The 20,021-nt window shown below is 40.3% G+C and carries 18 protein-coding genes; 2 read left to right on the top strand and 16 right to left on the bottom strand.

Going from position 1 to position 20,021, the window contains the following annotated elements; all coding sequences use genetic code 11:
- Nucleotides 1-70 precede the first annotated feature (70 nt).
- From MOJ78_RS12490 to MOJ78_RS12540, 11 genes are all read right to left on the bottom strand, one after another.
- A complete protein-coding gene (locus MOJ78_RS12490) occupies nucleotides 71-1,051 on the bottom strand; it encodes a YpdA family putative bacillithiol disulfide reductase (RefSeq protein WP_370529815.1) in 981 nt (326 codons plus the stop codon).
- A gap of 79 nt (nucleotides 1,052-1,130) precedes the next feature.
- Nucleotides 1,131-2,408, bottom strand: a complete 1,278-nt coding sequence (locus MOJ78_RS12495; protein ID WP_304977674.1) for a Glu/Leu/Phe/Val family dehydrogenase — start codon at nucleotides 2,406-2,408, stop codon at nucleotides 1,131-1,133.
- A 284-nt stretch (nucleotides 2,409-2,692) separates the two neighbouring features.
- Complete coding sequence (locus MOJ78_RS12500; RefSeq protein WP_304977676.1) at nucleotides 2,693-3,280, bottom strand: genetic competence negative regulator; 588 nt, start codon at nucleotides 3,278-3,280, stop codon at nucleotides 2,693-2,695.
- A gap of 243 nt (nucleotides 3,281-3,523) precedes the next feature.
- Nucleotides 3,524-4,303 (bottom strand): metallophosphoesterase, encoded by a 780-nt coding sequence (locus MOJ78_RS12505; protein WP_304977677.1) that lies wholly within the window; start codon nucleotides 4,301-4,303, stop codon nucleotides 3,524-3,526.
- Nucleotides 4,300-4,686 (bottom strand): hypothetical protein, encoded by a 387-nt coding sequence (locus MOJ78_RS12510; RefSeq protein WP_304977678.1) that lies wholly within the window; start codon nucleotides 4,684-4,686, stop codon nucleotides 4,300-4,302. Before MOJ78_RS12510 ends, MOJ78_RS12505 begins: the two co-directional genes overlap by 4 nt.
- A 101-nt stretch (nucleotides 4,687-4,787) precedes the next feature.
- Nucleotides 4,788-5,420 (bottom strand): CBS domain-containing protein, encoded by a 633-nt coding sequence (locus tag MOJ78_RS12515; RefSeq protein WP_304977679.1) that lies wholly within the window; start codon nucleotides 5,418-5,420, stop codon nucleotides 4,788-4,790.
- A gap of 722 nt (nucleotides 5,421-6,142) precedes the next feature.
- Complete coding sequence (locus MOJ78_RS12520) at nucleotides 6,143-6,610, bottom strand: DUF2663 family protein (RefSeq protein WP_304977680.1); 468 nt, start codon at nucleotides 6,608-6,610, stop codon at nucleotides 6,143-6,145.
- Between the two features lie 64 nt (nucleotides 6,611-6,674).
- Nucleotides 6,675-6,974 carry a hypothetical protein gene (locus MOJ78_RS12525; protein WP_304977681.1) on the bottom strand — a complete coding sequence of 100 codons (300 nt, stop codon included), beginning with the start codon at nucleotides 6,972-6,974 and terminating at the stop codon, nucleotides 6,675-6,677.
- The gene (locus tag MOJ78_RS12530) at nucleotides 6,944-7,627 is read right to left on the bottom strand and encodes a CPBP family intramembrane glutamic endopeptidase (RefSeq protein ID WP_304977682.1); all 684 of its coding nucleotides are present in this window, start codon (nucleotides 7,625-7,627) and stop codon (nucleotides 6,944-6,946) included. Before MOJ78_RS12530 ends, MOJ78_RS12525 begins: the two co-directional genes overlap by 31 nt.
- Nucleotides 7,620-9,110, bottom strand: coding sequence for a RecQ family ATP-dependent DNA helicase (locus MOJ78_RS12535; RefSeq protein ID WP_304977683.1), 1,491 nt, complete (start codon nucleotides 9,108-9,110; stop codon nucleotides 7,620-7,622). Before MOJ78_RS12535 ends, MOJ78_RS12530 begins: the two co-directional genes overlap by 8 nt.
- A complete protein-coding gene (locus MOJ78_RS12540; RefSeq protein WP_304977684.1) occupies nucleotides 9,097-10,188 on the bottom strand; it encodes a YpbB family protein in 1,092 nt (363 codons plus the stop codon). The genes MOJ78_RS12535 and MOJ78_RS12540 overlap by 14 nt, the downstream gene beginning before the upstream one ends.
- A 389-nt stretch (nucleotides 10,189-10,577) precedes the next feature.
- On the opposite strand from MOJ78_RS12540, the gene MOJ78_RS12545 reads away from it, so the two are divergent.
- Nucleotides 10,578-10,826: a ferredoxin gene (locus MOJ78_RS12545; protein WP_304977685.1), complete on the top strand. Its 249-nt coding sequence runs from the start codon at nucleotides 10,578-10,580 to the stop codon at nucleotides 10,824-10,826.
- 147 nt (nucleotides 10,827-10,973) lie between these two features.
- Here the strand turns inward: MOJ78_RS12545 and MOJ78_RS12550 are convergent, their stop codons facing one another.
- Nucleotides 10,974-13,367 (bottom strand): immune inhibitor A domain-containing protein, encoded by a 2,394-nt coding sequence (locus tag MOJ78_RS12550; RefSeq protein ID WP_304977686.1) that lies wholly within the window; start codon nucleotides 13,365-13,367, stop codon nucleotides 10,974-10,976.
- 463 nt (nucleotides 13,368-13,830) lie between these two features.
- Between MOJ78_RS12550 and serA the strand changes: the two genes are divergently transcribed.
- Complete coding sequence (serA, locus tag MOJ78_RS12555; RefSeq protein WP_304981249.1) at nucleotides 13,831-15,405, top strand: phosphoglycerate dehydrogenase; 1,575 nt, start codon at nucleotides 13,831-13,833, stop codon at nucleotides 15,403-15,405.
- 10 nt (nucleotides 15,406-15,415) lie between these two features.
- On the opposite strand, the gene MOJ78_RS12560 is transcribed toward serA, so the two are convergent.
- From MOJ78_RS12560 to MOJ78_RS12575, 4 genes are all read right to left on the bottom strand, one after another.
- Nucleotides 15,416-16,228, bottom strand: a complete 813-nt coding sequence (locus tag MOJ78_RS12560; RefSeq protein WP_304977687.1) for a histidinol-phosphatase — start codon at nucleotides 16,226-16,228, stop codon at nucleotides 15,416-15,418.
- A gap of 56 nt (nucleotides 16,229-16,284) precedes the next feature.
- Nucleotides 16,285-17,190, bottom strand: a complete 906-nt coding sequence (locus tag MOJ78_RS12565) for a peptidoglycan DD-metalloendopeptidase family protein (protein ID WP_304977688.1) — start codon at nucleotides 17,188-17,190, stop codon at nucleotides 16,285-16,287.
- Between the two features lie 290 nt (nucleotides 17,191-17,480).
- The gene (locus MOJ78_RS12570; protein WP_304977689.1) at nucleotides 17,481-19,262 is read right to left on the bottom strand and encodes an ATP-binding protein; all 1,782 of its coding nucleotides are present in this window, start codon (nucleotides 19,260-19,262) and stop codon (nucleotides 17,481-17,483) included.
- Nucleotides 19,259-19,978 (bottom strand): response regulator, encoded by a 720-nt coding sequence (locus MOJ78_RS12575; RefSeq protein ID WP_304977690.1) that lies wholly within the window; start codon nucleotides 19,976-19,978, stop codon nucleotides 19,259-19,261. The genes MOJ78_RS12570 and MOJ78_RS12575 overlap by 4 nt, the downstream gene beginning before the upstream one ends.
- Nucleotides 19,979-20,021: the final 43 nt, after the last annotated feature.

Below are 20,021 nucleotides of genomic sequence, written 5' to 3' on the forward strand. Positions count from 1 at the left end.
TATACGAAATAGGAGTCATGGCACGTTTCGATATACTCGGAAAATGCTTACCTCCTTTTATTTTTTTATATTATTTCCGCCTTTTAATTTCTTCTGCAATTAATCCACCATGAAACCGCCCGTTTTCAATAAAAATCTCATTTGCATTATTCCCAGCAGCAATAACCCCTGCTATAAAGATACCCTCGACATTCGTTTCCATCGTATCGGGATTGAATATCGGCCTTCCCGATTCGAATTCAATATCAACACCCATTCTTTTCAAAAAGGCATGGTCCGGATGATATCCAGTCATCGCAAATACAAAATCGTTCTCAATTTCCTTTGTAACACCCTTCACCTCATAAATGATAGTTTTGGGTGTGATTTTTTTGACGTGCGCATTAAATTCCATCTGCACAGCCTCGTTTCGGACCAACGCTTCGAACTCCGGAAGAATCCACGGTTTTATACTTGGCGAAAAAGCAGAGCCTCTATAAAGAACCGTCACTCTTGCCCCTACGCTTTCGAGCTCAATTGCTGCATCAACAGCTGAGTTTTTCCCGCCGATTACAACAACATCTCTATTAAAATAAGGATGGGCTTCTTTAAAATAATGATACACTTTGTCAAGATGTTCACCGGGTACTCCCATCAAATTCGGATGATCATAATAGCCAGTAGCAATAATGACATAAGGTGTCTCATAAAGGTACTTCGTTTCGTCCTTCCGCTCGGTGAATACCGTAAATGATCCATTATCGGTTCGGACTACATTATAAACCTTCTCATATGGATAAACGGTTAATTTTTTTCGTTTAACAACCTCTCGATAATAGGACAATGCTTGATTCCGTTTCGGTTTTCGCTGTTCGATTACGAAGGGCATTTGTCCGATTTCCAATTTTTCACTCGTACTGAAAAACTGCTGGTGTGTCGGATAATTATATATCGATTGAACAATGTTCCCTTTCTCGATCACAATCGGATTCAACCCGATTTTCTCAAGTTCTATAGCAGCCGAAAGACCACAGGGACCACCGCCAATAATGACAGCATCTACGTGCATAATTTCAACTCCTAAAACAAAAATCCCCGTATCATCAATATAGATGATAGGGGAAGTAAGTGTCCTTTTCAACTGTCTAGCTCTAAATCCAGCCTCTGAACCGTGATGCTTCCGCCATTTTCCGGACTCCGACCATATAAGCAGCAAGTCGCATGTTCACTTTCCGATTCGTCGCTGTTGTTAAAACATTGTTGAATGCTTTAACCATGACTTTCTCGAGTTTTACCTCTACTTCCTCTTCTGACCAGTAGTATCCCTGATTGTTCTGTACCCACTCAAAGTACGACACCGTTACACCGCCGGCACTGGCAAGAACATCTGGGACAAGAAGGATATCACGCTCGGTCAAGATCTTCGTTGCTTCAATTGTGGTCGGACCGTTCGCCGCTTCCACGACAATCGAGGCTTTAACGTTATGTGCATTGTGCTTGGTAATTTGGTTTTCAATTGCTGCAGGCACTAGTATGTCACAATCCAACTCGAGCAATTCTTTATTTGTTATCGTGTCTTTAAACAGTTTCGTAACCGTTCCAAAACTATCTCGGCGATCTAGCAGGTAGTCGATATCAAGGCCTTCAGGATCGTGAAGTGCTCCGTATGCATCGGAAATTGCGATAACCTTTGCTCCAGCATCATACATGAATTTCGCAAGGAAGCTTCCTGCATTACCGAAGCCTTGAATGACAACGCGTGCACCTTCAAGGGTAATGCCTTTCTTTTTAGCAGCTTCACGGATACAAATCGTTACACCTTTAGCGGTTGCAGATTCACGTCCGTGAGAACCTCCAAGCACAAGCGGCTTACCTGTAATGAATCCCGGTGAATCGAATTCGCGTATACGACTATATTCATCCATCATCCAAGCCATGATCTGAGAATTTGTAAACACGTCAGGAGCTGGAATATCCTTCGTAGGTCCAACGATTTGACTTATTGCCCGTACATAACCGCGGCTTATCCGTTCGAGTTCCCTGAAAGACATATCGCGGGGGTCACAAATGATTCCGCCTTTTCCGCCTCCATATGGTAGGTCGACAATTCCAGCTTTTAAACTCATCCAGATTGAGAGAGCTTTCACTTCAGTATCTGTAACATTGGGGTGAAACCTAACGCCACCTTTAGTCGGTCCGATTGCATCATTATGTTGTGCTCGATAACCTGTAAAAATGTTGATGGAGCCATCATCCATCCGGACCGGAATACGTACGGTCATCATTCGAATCGGTTCTTTTAATAATTCGTATACTTCTTCAGGATATCCTAACTTATCTAACGCATCACCAATTACTGTTTGTGTGGATGTCAGTACATTATCTTGTCCATTATTAGCTTGCTCATTATCTGTAGTATTGGCAGCCATGGTTTACCTCCCGTGAAAATCCCTTAAATTGTGCAGTGCAAAAAGCTGACAAATTACTTTTTGACCATCCTTTTAAAGTTATGATTTCAATTTCTCAATGCATAGTATACACCCTTGTATGGTTTATGAGAAGTCAAATTTATAAGTTTTTCTCATAATTTTGGAAACGCTTTCGCCTATACTTATCCTGTTCGATAAATTTAAAAGAATACGCGGCACAAAACGATAAAGGGACGATCGAAAAGCATTTTCTTCAGCTTCTGGATCATCCTCTTTTGCATTTTTCAACTGAAGTATCGATCAACTTGTTCCATTGCTTGTTCTGACATGATTGACTTCCCGTATTCCTTGACTCGCCATTTTGTAATGGTTGATGGATTGCCAAATTCTGAAAGCAACGCTACAAACATTTCGACATCAATATTTTCATAATCAGATTCTTCAAAGGACACATAATAACGGTCCTGGAAGTAATAGATTTCTCCTCCGGACGTACCAAGTGGATATAATCGATCAGCTAACGATATGATATCCTCAAATGCTTTGAACTCATAAAAAACATCGTCACTTATATCAAGAGTCACTTGCAATTCCAAAAAATCATCATCATATTCTTCTTCTTCATTGGTCGCATGACTCTTTGTTACAATGACTACCATTCCTTGCGCCGGTAAAGAAAAAACTTCGACTGCAATGGGACCGTCTGCCTTAAAACCGAGTTCATCATCGGCTTCTAACATCATATCGCGGAACAATTCATGTACCTTTGGAAGATCCTCCCACATCTCCTCCTTGGAGATGCCGCGTTCATGAAGATCATCCAATGTTAAAAACACTTTGATTTTATTATATGTTAAGCGCTCCAGCCGCATAAATGGTCCCCCTCAACAACAATACTCCACCTCTCCTATACTATATGTCGCTTTGAAGAGATGGTTCTTAACGGATAAACGTGTACTTCGAGTGCATGTCAAAAAGCAGACGACTAACAACCTATTCTAGTTAGAATTCCTCAAGACATGCTTATCTAACCAATCGTTCTATTTTTCTTATCATTAAACGATATTTCTTCAGTATAGTAGCTTAAGTATAATGACTCTTACAAATTGTGTAAACTAATCTGTTTTTGATGTAAAAGTAAAAATGTGAGCCTCTGATGGCGCACATAGCCGGAAAGGGAGCTTTGTATATCCATAACCATTGCTTACAAAAACCTTTGTTAATCCTGTATCTTTTAAACCGCCTCGTTCGGCAACTCCCCATTTAAAAAACCGGATTTGTCCCCCATGTGTATGACCACTCAATACGATTCCTATTTGATGATCCTGCTCAATTTTCTCAGCAATAAGAGGATTATGGCTGGCGAGTAGTTTATAACCTTTTTCATCAACATCCTGCAAGGCCAGATCCAATCTATCTTTATCGAGCGTTGGATCGTCTACACCCATTAAGTATAGGACATCTTCATCAGTTTCAAACTTTGCACAAGTATTGTCAAGTATATGTACGCCTTTCTCTCTTAAAAGAACGTCTAGACGTCTGTAATCCACTTCGTAATCATTGTTTCCCCATACGAAATACGTTGGAGCAATTTGTGTAAGACGCTCAAGGTTTTTTCCAACACGTTCGAAGGAAACTCCCTTTTCCATTAAATCGCCACCTATAATTACGATATCGACAGGTTGTTGTATTTGGTTAAGTAGTTCCATGTCAATCGAACGGGTATGTATATCAGAAATAAAAAAAACCCTGAGTCCATCAAAGCTTTCAGGAAATTGAACCAAATCTAGCTCATGTTCATGGAGTGTGTTGCGATGTGCCTCATACCACATATAAACGATTAACGATACTCCGCTAATAAATGCTGTGGTAAACACGATTGTTGCTGTAGTCATTCTACACCTTCCTGACGTCTTTTGGTTTTATCCAATCTCGATTGAGATAACGAAAGCATACCATAAATGAATAAACATAGTAAGGTAAACAAAACAACCAAAGCGTTCATCGTGTAAAGTGTAATTAAGCTGACCACATAGCTGATACTTAACAAACTCGTATGCACAGCTGAAGATGTTCTTCTTTTTATAAGATCTGAAAGAACCATTCCATAAGAACTAATTCCGATAAGAAAAAGAAAGGCGGCAACAATAAAGTCGAATGGATCTATGATTATTTCACTAAGCCATTGCATGGATTGAGTTGTATTTGACGGTAGATCACCCGTAACTTCAAACATTGACCAATAACCGATCACGAGAAGAATCCATTGTTTAACCATTTAAAAAAACCCCCTTCACCTAACATGTTATGTAAGGCGCGGGGGAAAATGTACAATTCCAAATGATAAACAGCGAATTTGTCTATTCGTTTAAGTCATCGTTAATCTTCTTTGATGTCAAGTATACGGAAGCCCGCCGACTCTAACTTTTGTATGAACTTATCGATGTTTTGTTTCTTTTCTACCTTCATTACTATCCTACGGATAAACTTGTCAGACTCATCAAATGTCGAAAGAGAAATAATATTTTCATGGAAGTGCTTCGCGATTTCAGCTAACCTGGCAATTCTGCCTTCTGCCTCCGATGACGAGAACGAAATACGAACTCCCTTTCGTTTCATTCCAAAGGCACTTTGGAATTGTTCCAATATGTCATATCGCGTTACAATCCCTTTTAACTCCCCAGATTTATTAACAACAGCTACAAGTGGACGATCTTTTACAGTCAGTAAGGTATTTTCAAAAATCTCTTCCTCATCAATGCACTCATCTTTAAATGCTGCTACGTCTGTTGCAATCGTCGAATCCAAAAACTGATCTCTTGGCTGCCCGGATTCAAAAAACGCTTTATAGATCTTATTTAAGGTTATGAGGCCTGCATAGGTGGTTCCATTTAGAACAGGCATCCCATCAACCCCGTACTCCTCTAGCTTATTCAGCACTTCCCTTACCGTCTCAGTATCCTGGACAGAATAAGTCTTCTCTTTTGGAATCATGATGCTTTTCACAAACATAATTATCACTCCTACAAATTTAGTACCATAAACACTTCTCGATTCAGTTAGGTAAATCCTACTAAATTTGATTAGTTTTTAATTTTTATCTGAAAATTTAAACAACTACGGTTGAAAAATATGTAAAATTCCATTAAGATAAAACTAAGCTCTAGAGTGTGTGAATTTTTCGAAAAAGCTATTCTAAAAAACTTAGGTTAGGAGATGACGCATCATGACCATATCCAAGTTTACCAATAAATCTCTTGTATTGAATAAGGATTTGGAATACACCCAGAAAATAGGACTCCCAGTGGAAGTTTTTTGCATAAAAGGTTATGAAACAGTTGCATTTGGAAGAATTCAAAACATCACCGAAGATCACGTTCAAGTAAATGAAAAGGTTTATTGTCGTCAAAACCACGCTTTCTTTGGATGCCCCTGTCCGATGTAGACTTTCATTTGAGGAATTTCAACTGTATCCAAGGGCTCATGTACCTGCGTCTACAAGTCGAGGGAAGCTTCCTCGGTGCAAGGCGATTAAGATGACCTATGTTAGTAGCCTTCCTCAAAACTGTCGTACCTTGAGTTCACACGATGTGAATCAGTTCGAAGTAGTTACAAGACCACGGATTTGTATACTTCTGTGCTGTTTTGCGCCGAGTAACCGCAGGCGCAGGACGAACGCATTTAGTCGAACTTCATTTAAGCAATTTCTGATTCGTCGACTTTTTGAACATACATTATTTGAAATATAGGTTTATATCATGTTCCTTTTTCATCCAATCAAAAACCTCATGTCTATGGTCCCAGGGAATTGGTTTTTCCCATAACTCTTCTCCTCGTTCAATTGTAGTTATCCGAAGTTCTTCATAATCACTTTCTGCTTTACTATGCTTTTTCTTGAAAACAATCATTTGAATCATACACGTCAACCCAGCGATAACCATAAAAAGCAAAAGATTATCCTGAACAATGTAATCGAATATCGTACGTGTATCAATAAACGTCATTTGGATCGTGCTGAACTTGTAAAAGTAGAGATATAAAAAAGCGAAGAAGATTACGACAAATAAGGATAGAGACCATTTCAGCAAAGTCTCTTCATACCTCTGCTCTTTTATCCTACGTTCAATCAGCTGTTCTAAAACCTCCACTGTCACTTCTGAAATCATAAGGTGTTTAAACTTCCAATTTTTTAATCCAGTCATCACGATTCCCTCCTATTCAAAAGTATGCTGGGAGGGAATGCTGTATTACCGGAGTAGTATTTGTTCATCGAATAATATTCAAGAGATTGTCTTCCTTCGTATTTGTTGGAATGTTCCATTGTCCTTGAGTATAGTATACGATTAGTGCGACTAATAAGCTTATAAAAAGGAAGGCAATGCCGCGAGTAATCCAGATATGCCAATTGATTGCAGCGGACTCTTTGTTTTGCTTTTCTTTTCCCCGTGATTGGTGTCGTTCACTTCTCGAGGGAAGACTTAATACGTCTATTTCTTCTATTGACGTCTCTTGTTTATCATCGAATAGTTGATCTCTTAATTTTGAAGCTTGGTCATGGTGTGGCACTCCCTTGCTCCCCCTTCATTCTCTTTTATGTCCATTTTCTCCATTTGTTCAAGTGTTCCTTTTTTCCGTGGTGAAAACCAATTAAAACGAATCATAAGTCCTAGTACAAAATCAATCAAGAAATGGATAACAATCGGAACAAGGAGGTTTTCTGTCCATAGAAACAAGCCCCCAAGAATTAAGCTGATAACCGTAGCGACGATTAGTAACAACGGCTTCATCAGATAACGGATATGCATCAATGCAAATAAAAGGCTTGCCGGGATATAACCGATATTGTTTTGAAGAACCCCTCTAAACAGCAGTTCCTCCGAAACAGAGATTACCAAGGCTAGAAGTGCCAGATGGAACAATGAGATCTCCGAAAAAATCCGCTCATTGATTCCACCATCATCAACCCACGCCTGAGGCATTATTTTCCATAGTATCAGGTCGAAAAGAATCACTGCAAAGGCAACAGGAAAAGACCAAAGCAGTACGATAATAGGATCAAATGTCATCATCTTTTTCCATTGATGTAAGTCTTGGTCAAATACGATAGAGAGTAAGATCGCTACTGTCAAAAAGATCACTTGTGTCAAATATAGATTCATAAATAATTCTTTCTGTGTGATTGAAGAAAGTATCTGTTGTTGCTTTTTAGGGTTAAACATTAACCTTCACCTGACAAAAGATTTTTTCGAGTTCTTCTTCCCACTTTAAGGACGGTGGATCCTGTTCTTCAGAACTGATTCTATAAAAATGAACTATCGGAAATACGCAATGGTCACAGCAATAATCTGGTCTACCTCCGATTGATTCATCAAATTCAGCTAAGATGAATGCTCTTCTGCACTCTTTTGCATGAATCCATTGTTTCATACGATGGATCCGATTCCGTTTTTCTATCTTTCTTGAACGAATCGTATCCTTTACTTTCATTTTCCAGTCGACTAGACTGACCTTATCATTTGGGGTAGCTGACTCAAATTGAAACCTCAAGTACCGACCAGCTGTATCAGATGAAAAAGTAATCTGACTAAGCAGTTCTGAAACCGGCTTTTCTTCGCCAATAGCGTTGATGAACTGTTCGAAATCAGAATCATCCGGAAACTCAGCATCAACTAAGCGCTCCGGAATGACATCATCATCTTGATGATAAAGTAAAATCGCAAGACTTTGCTCACCATCTCTTCCCGCACGTCCTATTTCCTGTAGATAGGATTCCAAATGCACGGGAAAATGAAAATGAATGACAAATCGAACGTTTGATTTGTTTATTCCCATCCCAAATGCATTTGTGCAGCATATGATGTCCAGTTCATCATATAGAAACTGTTTTTGAATGAGTAAACGATCATCATTTTCCATTCCACCGTGATAATAAGCAACCCTGCTTATACCTTCCGCTTTCATCGATTCCGTTAATGATTCTGCGACATTTCGGCTTGAGGTATAAATAATGCCAGGTCCTTTTAACGAACGTACATATGAAAGGAGTAAATCTGTTTTTTCTAAATGTGTTTCTACCTCGTCGACCCTCAAGGCAATGTTTGGACGATCAACTGAATAGATATGTAGAGCAGGTTCCTTCAATTCAAGCTGAGAAATAATATCCATTCTCACCTTATCAGTCGCCGTTGCAGTCAAGGCAATAATCGGCGGCCTTCCAACTTGTTTGCATACCTCTGCAAGCTTTAGGTAATCGGTACGAAACTCGTGCCCCCATTGTGAAATACAATGTGCTTCATCCACAACGAATAGTGATATGTTCACTTTGCTTAATGCCTTCAATAAGTAAGGTGATTGCAATGTTTCTGGAGACACATAAACAAATTTGTACGTCGATAGGTTCCTTAAAATGCTTTTTCTTCTAGAAAAGGGGACACCACTATGAAATGCACATACTCTTTTTTCCCCGGTCCGTTTTAATTGTTCAACTTGATCCTCCATTAAAGAAATTAACGGTGATACAACAATTACCGTTCCTCCCAGTCTATATCCAGGCAATTGATAACAAATCGATTTGCCTGTCCCAGTCGGAAGCATCGCAAAAACATCTTGTCCAGCGAGTACATCTTGTATTATTTCACGTTGTCCGGGCCGAAATGATGTAAAGCCGAATCGATCGTGTAATATTTGTTCAATTGATAGCATCGAATTCTCCTTCTTTACAACGATCAGGCTGGTCATCCATATTCGTAAGTGTAAGCCGGATTTGAAAATATGTATATCGGTCTCCCAAACGTTCTTTGATCGCCTTTAATCTTTTCGTATTCAAACCTTTAGACGTGTTGATAATCTCCTCTTGTTCTGTAAATGATACGTATGGATCAATAGAGAAGCCAAGTACATTAATAGCTATCTCGATAATGTGATCCTCGATCGTACTTAGTTTCAACCTCCGTTCAGCCGCTATAGCTTTAATGGCTATCCCGTCCCTAAGGAGGTTCAATGTCCTTAGTGTCGATTCTGTCAGCGTATAGGGTTGATGGAGGTCCGATATGAACAAATAAAGTCCAGGGAAACTGTCTCCGTCCTCAAGTAGCTGATTGATCAGATGATGTATTGTTGCTTGAAACCGAAAATCACATTCGACTGGATCGAGTTGGAGTTCTTGTGCCACCTGAGCAGAAGTTTTCCCGATCCTCCCATGACGTGTTAGCCTTTGTACGACGTTTTCAGCATCGGTTGGATCGACCTTCTTTAGGAATAGGAATAGTTCTGTATACAGCATCTCAGAAGCATTCACACGGACATGATAATGATTTGGAAAATGATCTTTCACCCACGATAGAATGGTCGGGTCGTTTTGAATCGGATAAAAGTGGGAGTCATTTTCTAATAGATGTGAAAGAGTTTGGACGAATAGCGTTAATCGACGCCAAAATACTTTGCTGATATCTCCATATCGCCACCCATTCAATTTAACCGGGAGCGGGTGAAGCATTAAATACTTTTCCAATCGATCATTTCCCATTTCTGTAATATGTGGATGATCATCGAAATCGAGAGTAATCCAACCTTGTGCCGAAATCATTTGAACACTAGACGTAAACTTAGCATAGTTTATATTGGGCATCGTTCCGAACAGGTTAGATAGACTAAAAAGTTTCCCATCCTGAATAGCCTGAGATGATTTTTTTCCGTTTAGAATGTGGAATAAACCAGAGACCGTCCGTTCTCCCCGAAGACGTTTTATACCATATAAATAAATAGCTTCCGTATAATTCACGCTTGTCCCCTACTTTCGCAGAGTTTCTGTAACTATTGTATCAAAGGTCGTTTAGCATGTGTTGATTATGGGGAAATTCCTTATGAGAGCATGTTCAAGAGCTCATGTGCCTGCATCTGCAAATTTTACCTAGGAAGAAATCTTTTCTCGGTACCACTCGTAGTCTTCATGCAAGTACCACTCGTTTTTTATAGAATGAACAGTTATGAGTCCTTGCTTGATAAGGATTCTCAATCAATTTAACTGTTGAAATCTTTATCCAACAGTTTTACAATAGAATCGAGGATGAAAAATGGTTTCATTTGTAGAATATGGACTGTTTTTTTACACGATAATAGGATAGGACATAGAAAGAACAGATTCATCAATTTCTAGGAGGGTATTTCGATATGCCAAAGTACACAATTGTTGACAAAGAAACATGTATTGCTTGCGGAGCTTGTGGGGCTGCTGCACCGGATATCTATGATTACGATGATGAGGGGATTGCATTTGTAACACTCGATGATAACCAAGGAATCGTAGAAATTCCTGACATTCTACACGAGGATATGACAGATGCCTTTGAAGGATGTCCAACCGATTCAATAAAAATCGCTGATGAGCCATTCGATGGTGACGCGACTAAATTTGAATAGATTAGAATAAACAACACCCTTTCATCAATTTAAGGGTGTTTTTCTATTCAATCTTAATCATCTAATTGTAAAATCCCCCCTCATAAAATGTAAGAAGGGGCTCCCAACATCAACCTGACGATGCTTGGGTCAGCCCCTTCTTCAATATTATTTAAAAATTACAATTTTGGCAGCAGACTTATCATCAGCTTGACCAAGTACTCTGAATTTCAACCCGTAAGTCGGGATGTCTCTACCTGAGTCAGGTAAGCCAGTATTCAGATAGTTGAACGAATCATCAAACAATGGAACTGCGTTTGCACTTTCATCTCTTAAATAAAAGTCGTATCCAGGTAATCCAAGAGGGCGGTAGTCAAGGAATTCAGCGTTCGTCTTATCAAGTCCGAACGTCGCATCATTCACTTGATAACGTGTTGAAGCCAAAGCTCCATCGCTCCACTTCAATGTTTCCTGATGTGCATCCACAACGCCGAGGAATCCATCTCCTGGATGAATTCCGGTCCAGTTATTGTCAACTGATCCATCAACATACCATACAAGTAAACCTTCGTCATATTCCATTAATGAAGCACCACGGCGTAAATGTTTTAAACCTTCATCGACACCCTCGTGATTTCTCCATTCGAGAAGATAGTAATGCTCAGAATAGAAAACACCTGTATCCTTTTTGAATCCTTCAAGACTGAATTTAGCTTCACCTTCTGCATCATCGAACAATACTTCGCTTCCATCGACAGTAAGACGAAGATCGTCTGCATAGAAGCCTTGTTCAACCGCTGCCACATCAGTCCAGTAATTAATTCTTAAATCAATATTCTTTCCTGCATAAGCAGATAAATCGAATTCTGCATCAACCCATCCGTCAGAGTGTCCGGTAATACCATGACCAGGGTTTTGCCCATGTGGATCCGTAGTTGTCGTCAAATTACCTGGAATTGCAACCCACTGATCAGTTCCAGCTTCCTTAACTTGAACCGATGCATAATCCCAATCTACTTCAATTTCATACCAAGCTTTAAAGGTTAGTGCTGCATTACCTGCATTTGTTAAATCAACTGAAGTGACAAGGGAGTTATCTAGGTTGTTCCCTTTGTCGCTGTGGTATTCGTATTCTCCACTATACGGAGTGTTAACTGCCGTTTCTTTCTGTGGAAGATCGATTCTTACAGCATCGTTGTTTGTACCCTTATCGTTCGCTTGGTCCAGCAATACTGTCGTCCCAGCAGAAGTTACATCTTTTGATGAGATTGTACTACCGCTTAACCAGTTACCGCCAACGTATCCTTGTAAAAATTCCTTAGCCCAAGCACTGAAGCCAGTTGGCTCTGTTCCAGGGATATCCCCAGCCCAGCTACCACTTGACATAATCGACCAATACGCTACCGGTTCACCAGCCCCAGAGTACATGGTGTCATATTCATCCGGAAGCTCTAGATCGTGCCCGTATTCGTGAGCAAAAACTCCAGCAGCACCATCGGCTGGTTCAATCGTGTAGTCATAGGCAGCCATTGCACCGCCCCAGTAGCCGACTTCTGCGGTTGTTCCTGGAAGTGTTGCTACGCCGCCAAGATTCCAACGGTGTGACCAGATCGCATCTCCGCCTAGCTTACCTCCACCTGCTTCTTCTCCCACACTGGAGTGAACAACCATAAGGTGGTCAATTAATCCGTCCGGCTCACGGTAATTACCGTCTCCATCGAGATCATAACGGTCTTCCTGATCGTACTCGCCAAGATCAACAGTAGGGTCGTTAGCTGCTGCAACCAACGCCTCGTAAACTAGTGATCTAGCAGCTCTATCGCTTCCATCCGGAGCAGGATCATTGCCGCCATAATAAGCTGCAGGATGCTTTGCTTGATACCAGCCTGCCACTTCTCCTTCAATCGTATAGCTTCCTCCTGACTGTTGCTCATAGTATTGCTTGACAGAAATCAAGTCTTCTCCGCCAGGACCTTTATATCCATTTTCACCGAAGATCATATTTTCATAGTGTTCTTTCGTGTATTCATCATAGTACATGTCTGTAGATTGTTTTATGATGTTCGCAGCTGGGAAGTCCGGATATTCGACCAATAATACGAGCACGTTGTCAGATCGGACATCGCCATTCCACGTTTCCTTTTGAATTGGATCGATCTCTTTTTGGTGGCCTTTCTTTTGGCCCCTACCATTCAATACAGCACTGTTTCGTAGCTTTTCGCGTGTTGCATTGACGTTTTCAGCAGTTTCATGGTGAAGCTCGCCATTGTCTTCTTTTACACTCTTAGAAGCACGCTTTTTCAAGTAGTCTTTTAGTGCTTTTTCCTTCGCTGCCGGGCTCAAGCTATTTGAAATTTTCCCCTGTTCAATGAGATATTCAATCAATCTTTCGTCGTTAGCAACACCAAGGTCAATCGGTGCAGGGCTATCTTTAAGTACGAATTGTTCTGTTTGAGGTTCGCTTGTGCTTGGTTTTTGTGCCGAAGCATACGGCGCGAACGAGCCAAACAGTAATCCTGCTGCTAGTGTCGACACTCCTAATGTCTTTTTCCAGTTATTCAATATTCCTAACCTCCTGCAATTTGATTACAAATAATGAGCGAACCTATGTATTCCCCCTTTGCCCTATTTATCCGCTCAAAACAAATGGGTCTTTTTTCTTTGCAGAATATTCTATATTATTCTGCTTTTTCTAACTTTTCTACAAAATGCAGGATATTCCTCCTTTTTAAGTGAAAATTCATTTATGAATAAAGCAATTTTCGACACTTGTCATTTGAATAAAGTTAGGGAAATCAATATATATACTCAAGCTTAATAGGTCTAAGGTTCGTTATATCGATATACGATAATTATGACTTAAGACCTATATTGTCCTTATGAATATTTGGATTTTAAGCAGAAGATGATTACGAATGGTTTTCCATTAGAATCACTTTAATGGATCATTTTTCGTTTCAGTTGACATAAACTCTGAACAGTAGGAGAATCAAACAAAAATACTTAACTTGAGGTGAAATGAATGATGTATAAAGTGGTCATTAGTGATCCGATCAGTAATGATGGTCTAACCCCGTTAATCGAAGACCAAAGCATACACCTCATCAAGAAAAACATATATGAAATTCCATCAAAAAAAGACATACACGCGATCATCGTCCGTAGTAGCACCAATGTTACTCGAAAGTTAATCGAAGATATGCCTGACTTGAAAATTATTGCAAGAGCTGGAGTAGGTGTCGATAATATTGACATCGATACAGCTACCCAACATGGTATTGTCGTCGTAAATGCCCCTGATGGCAATACGATTTCAACCGCTGAACATACCTTTGCAATGATGTTATCGATGCTCAGAAAAATCCCACAGGCAAATCATTCTGTCCGTAACAAAGAGTGGAATCGCTCCGAATTCATCGGCCATGAAGTACATGGGAAACAGCTTGGAATCATTGGTTTCGGACGTATTGGTACAGAGCTTGCCAAAAGGGCACTTGCCTTTCACATGAGTGTACAAGTGTACGATCCTTTTCTTACTAAAGAGCGCGCTGAAAAGCTTCAAATCGAAAATGTTGACCTCGAAGAGCTCTTAAGGACATCTGATGTGATCACCGTACACACCCCGCTAAATAATGAAACTAGGGGACTGATCAACAAAAATACGCTTTCGATTACTAAAAAAGGTGCATTCCTGCTCAATTGTGCCCGTGGGGGCATCATAGATGAAAACGACTTAGTTTCTTCCTTAAATGATGGTGACATCGCTGGAGCTGCGATTGATGTTTTCACAGAGGAGCCATCTAGTAACATGGCATTAATTGAACATCCAAATGTCATAGCTACCCCGCATATTGCCGCATCAACAATCGAAGCGCAATATCAGGTCGCCCGGCAGGTCAGTGAGGACGTTGGAAACTTCCTTGAAGGTCAGCCTGTAAGAAATGCAATTAATTACCCAGCAACGTCTAAGGAAATCCACGATTTCATTTATCCATATGTTGAGCTTTCTCAGCGTTTAGGAAGGTTTCTCTCTCGGTGCACATTAAAGCCTGTGTCTGAAATACAACTCAGTTATTCTGGTGATTTAACGAATTATGAAACAACTTCTGTTTCTAGAGGGTTTTTAGCTGGTTTTCTTAATTCAAGAGTTGATCAACCTGTAAATATCATAAATGCGAATGTGATTGCCAAACAGCGTGGGATAACCCATGGTGAAACAAAAGCATCTGAAACGTTCGGTTATTCCAATATGATTGAAGTCACTGTAAAAGGAGAATTTGGTGTAACAACAATTCGCGGAACAGTACTTCCTGGTTTAGGTGGTAGAGTAATCTCCTTGAACGGATTTGATATTGACTTCACGCCAAAGGGGCACCTGGTTTTCATCACTCATTATGACCACCCCGGTGTGATTGGGAGAGTCGGAAGAGTATTAGGCGATCATCGGATAAATATTGCAACGATGCAGGTTGGAAGAAAAGAGCTTGGTGGTTACGCTGCAATGGTATTAACATTTGATGAATCATTATCTGAATCCGTTATTCAATCGCTTCAACAAACTGAAGCAATTTCCACAGTTACTGCGATATCGATCAATTAGGGCAAATTCATCATCCGATCGGAACTTCTTTTCTTTTACCTTTGTCGAATGTCATCAAGTGTGTGTAGCCTATATTTTTTGCGAGTCCGATTGCGGCATCGTATTGATACCCAACATGTTCAGGATAATGGGCGTCCGAAGATAAGACGATCGGAATGCCTTTTTTGTAGCAAATCCGGAGTAGATCCTCATGTGGATAAATCTCTGAAACTGGTTTACGCAGACCGGCCGTACTAATTTCAATACATGTTTTGGATTGCTTCAATGCATCGGTTGCCCGCTCATACTGTTCGAGTAAAAATTCCGTGTCGGTTGGTATATGGTTGAACATTTTCACAAGATCAAAGTGTCCTAGAATATCGAAAAGGTTTGATTCAGCAAGTGTAATTACTTGATCGAAATAGCCTCGGTACACATCGGTAATATCTCTACGATCCCATTCTTGTTTAAATTCGCTAAGGTCAATTCCAAAATCCTCGACCCAGTGGATTGAACCGATCACATAGTCGAAGTCATACCGGTTTATAAATTCAGCCATTTCTTTATGTTTGCCTGGTGTATAATCCATTTCAATCGACATTCTTACATCGATTCCTTTGTTCCAAGCGTCATGAAAAAGAGAAATATAATCTTTCATATCATAGTAACGGCGTTCGTCAACCCAAGGATTAGAAAGTATGTTGGCCGTTTGATAAAAGTGGTATGCGTGCTCTGAAATCCCAAACTCATCGATTCCCTTGTTGGTAGCAGCATCAGTAAATTGAGTCAAATAATCAATGGTTAACGTTCCTTTTTCCAAATGATTATGGTAATCGGTTAACATCCACTTCCCCTCCCAAAAACATACACTTAGCTGTATTATAACGTAATCATGATTTATCAGGAAACGATGTCAACGATAAGTGGCAGTGGGTGTTCGCTTACAATTGCAACCTCATCACTTTTCAATTCTTCATTTTTCCTGTCAAAGGGTGTAAACTGCACTTCTTCCCCTTGCCCTTGTGCTATTTGCATTTCCGTCTGGTTCGTCTGGTTATTGTCCCGGATTTGCTTATCTTCCGGTACATGTTTACTGCCGCGTGTCATTACAATTTTATCATTCTTTGGTTGAGATACCTTAAGCTTTTGACCGATCACGATTAAATCTGTATTAAGCTGATTCCATTCCTTTAGTTCATCAACAGTTACTTCGTATTGCTTTGAAAGTTCCCATAACGTATCTCCATCCTCAACGACAATTACATGTGAGTTCGTATCGGAAACTTCTGTGTTCGTTTCGGTGTTGACAGCAACCTGCTCACCGATCTGATCGATATATACGAGCGGGTTTACTGCCATAGTTTTATGTATATTCCACTCCCCTTTATGAACTTCAAAATGAAGGTGGTTTCCTCGTGAATGGCCTGTATTGCCGACTGCTCCAATTACTGTTCCTCTTTTTAGCTTTTCACCTTTTTGAACAAGCCTTCTGCTCATATGGGCATAGACCGTCTCATAACCATCTGGATGGCGAACAAAAACGACATTTCCATACGATCCCGAAAAATACGATTTGACAACTGTTCCGTCCTGCACAACTGTGATTTCAGTTCCATATGGAGCAGCGATATCAATTCCATAATGGGATCCTCCACGTGTCCCAAAATGATCCGTCAATTCTCCATTAACCGGCCATCCCCACTGTTGCTTTCCGTTGTTATCATTTGCAGATGCATAATCCGTATGTATGATGAAAAAGAGTATAAATGTGATAAACACAGTAAACCAAATTGTTTTTTTTGTCATGAAATACCTCCAAATAATGTAATCTTGGCAAGCCCTAGTCATCTAAGTAATAGCCTTGATTTGCGTTTAATGGACAGACTCGTAACACGTTATATCCTATGGAGGTATCCCGATTTTTATAACAGTGATCGTATATCGTAATAACTTTGTAATAATTTGAAATACGATTTATATTAAAAACACCTCCTGTTGCCAGGAGATGTTTTTAGGATGTTTTTAATCCGAATGTTACTGAAAATACCGTCATGTTACCCGTGGAACAAGATTTATCGTCATATTATCGTTTCATTCTATTCTTTTCGAGGCAGGAAGAATGAAAATGTCGTTCCTTCGTTCATTTTGCTATGGACAGATATCTTTCCGCCATGTCCTTCAATGATATTTTTAACGATCGCAAGCCCAAGCCCAGTTCCTGATCGTCCCCTCGTTCTGGCTTTATCCGCTTTATAAAAACGTTCAAACACAAAGGGGATATCTTCTTCCGGTATACCAGAGCCAGTATCAGTAACTTCAACCGATAGGCCGATTTTTCGATCAATTACGGTTACATATACGATCCCGCCTGAACTGGTGTGACGTATTGCGTTATCTATCAAGTTCGTCATAACCTGTTCTAATCGATCTGGATCAGCGGCGAAAACAGCACCTTTATAAGGCAGCTCCAATTCAATACCAACATTACGTTCTCTTGAAAGTCCTTGGAACTTATGGACGACCCGCTCAAAAAATTCTACTGTCTGAATGTCGATGACTTCCAATGACACATGTCCCGCTTCCATACGTGCCAGGTCCAGCAGTTCATTGACGAGACGTCCCATTCTTAACGATTCATCATAAATGATTTGTGCAATATCTTTCTTCTCTTCTTCGGTTCCTGCAATGTCATCGATAATCGCTTCACTGTAGCCCTGCAGCATTGCGATCGGAGTCCGCAATTCATGTGAAACGTTTGCGATGAAGTCTTTGCGAAGCTTATCATTCTGTCTTTCTTCCGTCATGTCTCGGAAAACCGCCACTGCCCCACGAACGTAAGACTGATTATACAGAGGTGTCATTACGACTACCCAGCTTCTCCCCTGTAGACTAACTTCGCCCATTTGCTCTTTTTCAAGATTAACCACTCGACGAAAGAGCTCCTTAATTTGTTCAGGAACCTCTTCGCCTACTTGTTCGCGCATACCATTTTCATAGTACCATGCTTGAATGAAGCGTTCTGCAGGAGGATTGGTAACGAGGATTTTCCCTTTTTGGTCAAAGGTGATTACACCATCTGCCATACTGCTTAAGATGCTTGAATGCTGTTCCTTTTCTTGACTTAGGGCATTGATATAATTTTTCAATTGTCTGCCCATTCGGTTGAACGACAAGGCAAGTTCGCCGATTTCATCATGGGTTAAAATAGGTACCTTCGTATCAAATTTCCCTTGGGCAACCTCCAGCGCAGCTTCTCGCATTCTTCGTAATGGAGCAGTTATTCTTGTTGAAAGGAAAAAGGCGAATATCGTAGTAAGGATAATGGCGATTCCAGCTGACAAATAAATGATTTGTTTTGCTTTTTGGGTCGTTTCTTCAATTAATTCAAGTGATTGATAAATGTATACGGCGCCTTGTTCATTTGGAGTTAATTGAACAGGTACTCCCACAATCAGTATCTCGTTGTGTTGAGTTTCACCGTTTCTCGTAATCGGAAAATCCCCTTGGACACTGACCGGATCCCCATTTTTCAGCACCGCCGAAAGTTCTTCATTGCTTTGAAACATCTTGTAAGGAAGAATCGGCAATTCAGATTTATCTGATGCATGGGAATATCTCGTACCTTCCCCGACGATGACAAGATTACTTGAATGAGCATTCACGAGTGCCGAAACAGTTTCAATCGATTGATCAAGTTCTTCCTCTTCCTCAATCACTTCTGAGAGAGAAACAGCAAGCTGAGAAAGCTGTACCTTTGCGTCCTCTACGATAAAGTTCTCAAAAAATTGTAATAGAAGAATAGTAAGGATGAAGAGAACGACCGAAACGAGTAATAGGATTGTCCCCCACAGCTTTCCGACAACACTTCTCCAAATCATTCTTGTTCGTCTACCTCAAATTTATATCCTACACCCCACACTGTAGAAATCATAGATGCTGCAGCTGTTGAAGCTCGGTTCAGCTTCTCTCTTAGTCTTTTAACGTGAGTGTCAACGGTCCTTAAATCTCCAAAAAATTCGTAATTCCATACATCTTTCAGTAGCTGTTCCCTGGAGTAAACTTTATCTGGCGTTTTCGCTAAATACAATAACAGTTCATATTCCTTTGGGGTTAGGCTGATTTCCTTCCCATCGGCAGAGACTCGATGTGCGTCATTGTCAATCGTTAATTTTGGAAACACAAGAACATCTTTACTAACTGTATCGGTATGTAGGAATTTTGTTGCGGTTGATCGGCGTAAGAGTGCTTTTACACGTAAAATAACCTCTCGCGGACTGAATGGTTTAACAACATAATCGTCTGCACCAACTTCAAATCCATGAACTCGATTTGATTCTTCACCCTTCGCAGTCAGCATGAGTATTGGGGTAGCTTTATGTTTTCTTAGCTGTTCACATACCTCGATACCATCCATTTCAGGAAGCATCAGATCAAGTAAAATTAAATCGAACTCTTCCTCGTTAGCTGTGGTAAGTGCAGTTTCTCCATCCTCTGCTTCTATAACCTCAAAGTTTTCCCGCTCAAGGTACATTCGTAATAACTTCCGAATACGTTCTTCATCATCGACAACTAGCACTCTCGCTTCTTTTTCCATCGTTCACACACCCTTTCGAATACATTGATTATTTTACACGCTA

The sequence above is a fragment of the Alkalihalobacillus sp. AL-G genome (assembly GCF_030643805.1).
Taxonomy (GTDB): domain Bacteria; phylum Bacillota; class Bacilli; order Bacillales; family Fictibacillaceae; genus Pseudalkalibacillus.

Bases quoted from the DNA above. Each gene is read 5' to 3' on its own strand.
- MOJ78_RS12495 (WP_304977674.1), bottom strand. From the start codon at position 2,408: ATGGCTGCCAATACTACAGATAATGAGCAAGCTAATAATGGACAAGAT.
- MOJ78_RS12500 (WP_304977676.1), bottom strand. From the start codon at position 3,280: ATGCGGCTGGAGCGCTTAACATATAATAAAATCAAAGTGTTTTTAACA.
- MOJ78_RS12505 (WP_304977677.1), bottom strand. From the start codon at position 4,303: ATGACTACAGCAACAATCGTGTTTACCACAGCATTTATTAGCGGAGTA.
- MOJ78_RS12510 (WP_304977678.1), bottom strand. From the start codon at position 4,686: ATGGTTAAACAATGGATTCTTCTCGTGATCGGTTATTGGTCAATGTTT.
- MOJ78_RS12515 (WP_304977679.1), bottom strand. From the start codon at position 5,420: ATGTTTGTGAAAAGCATCATGATTCCAAAAGAGAAGACTTATTCTGTC.
- MOJ78_RS12520 (WP_304977680.1), bottom strand. From the start codon at position 6,610: ATGACTGGATTAAAAAATTGGAAGTTTAAACACCTTATGATTTCAGAA.
- MOJ78_RS12530 (WP_304977682.1), bottom strand. From the start codon at position 7,627: ATGTTTAACCCTAAAAAGCAACAACAGATACTTTCTTCAATCACACAG.
- MOJ78_RS12535 (WP_304977683.1), bottom strand. From the start codon at position 9,110: ATGCTATCAATTGAACAAATATTACACGATCGATTCGGCTTTACATCA.
- MOJ78_RS12545 (WP_304977685.1), top strand. From the start codon at position 10,578: ATGCCAAAGTACACAATTGTTGACAAAGAAACATGTATTGCTTGCGGA.
- serA (WP_304981249.1), top strand. From the start codon at position 13,831: ATGTATAAAGTGGTCATTAGTGATCCGATCAGTAATGATGGTCTAACC.
- MOJ78_RS12560 (WP_304977687.1), bottom strand. From the start codon at position 16,228: ATGTTAACCGATTACCATAATCATTTGGAAAAAGGAACGTTAACCATT.
- MOJ78_RS12565 (WP_304977688.1), bottom strand. From the start codon at position 17,190: ATGACAAAAAAAACAATTTGGTTTACTGTGTTTATCACATTTATACTC.
- MOJ78_RS12570 (WP_304977689.1), bottom strand. From the start codon at position 19,262: ATGATTTGGAGAAGTGTTGTCGGAAAGCTGTGGGGGACAATCCTATTA.
- MOJ78_RS12575 (WP_304977690.1), bottom strand. From the start codon at position 19,978: ATGGAAAAAGAAGCGAGAGTGCTAGTTGTCGATGATGAAGAACGTATT.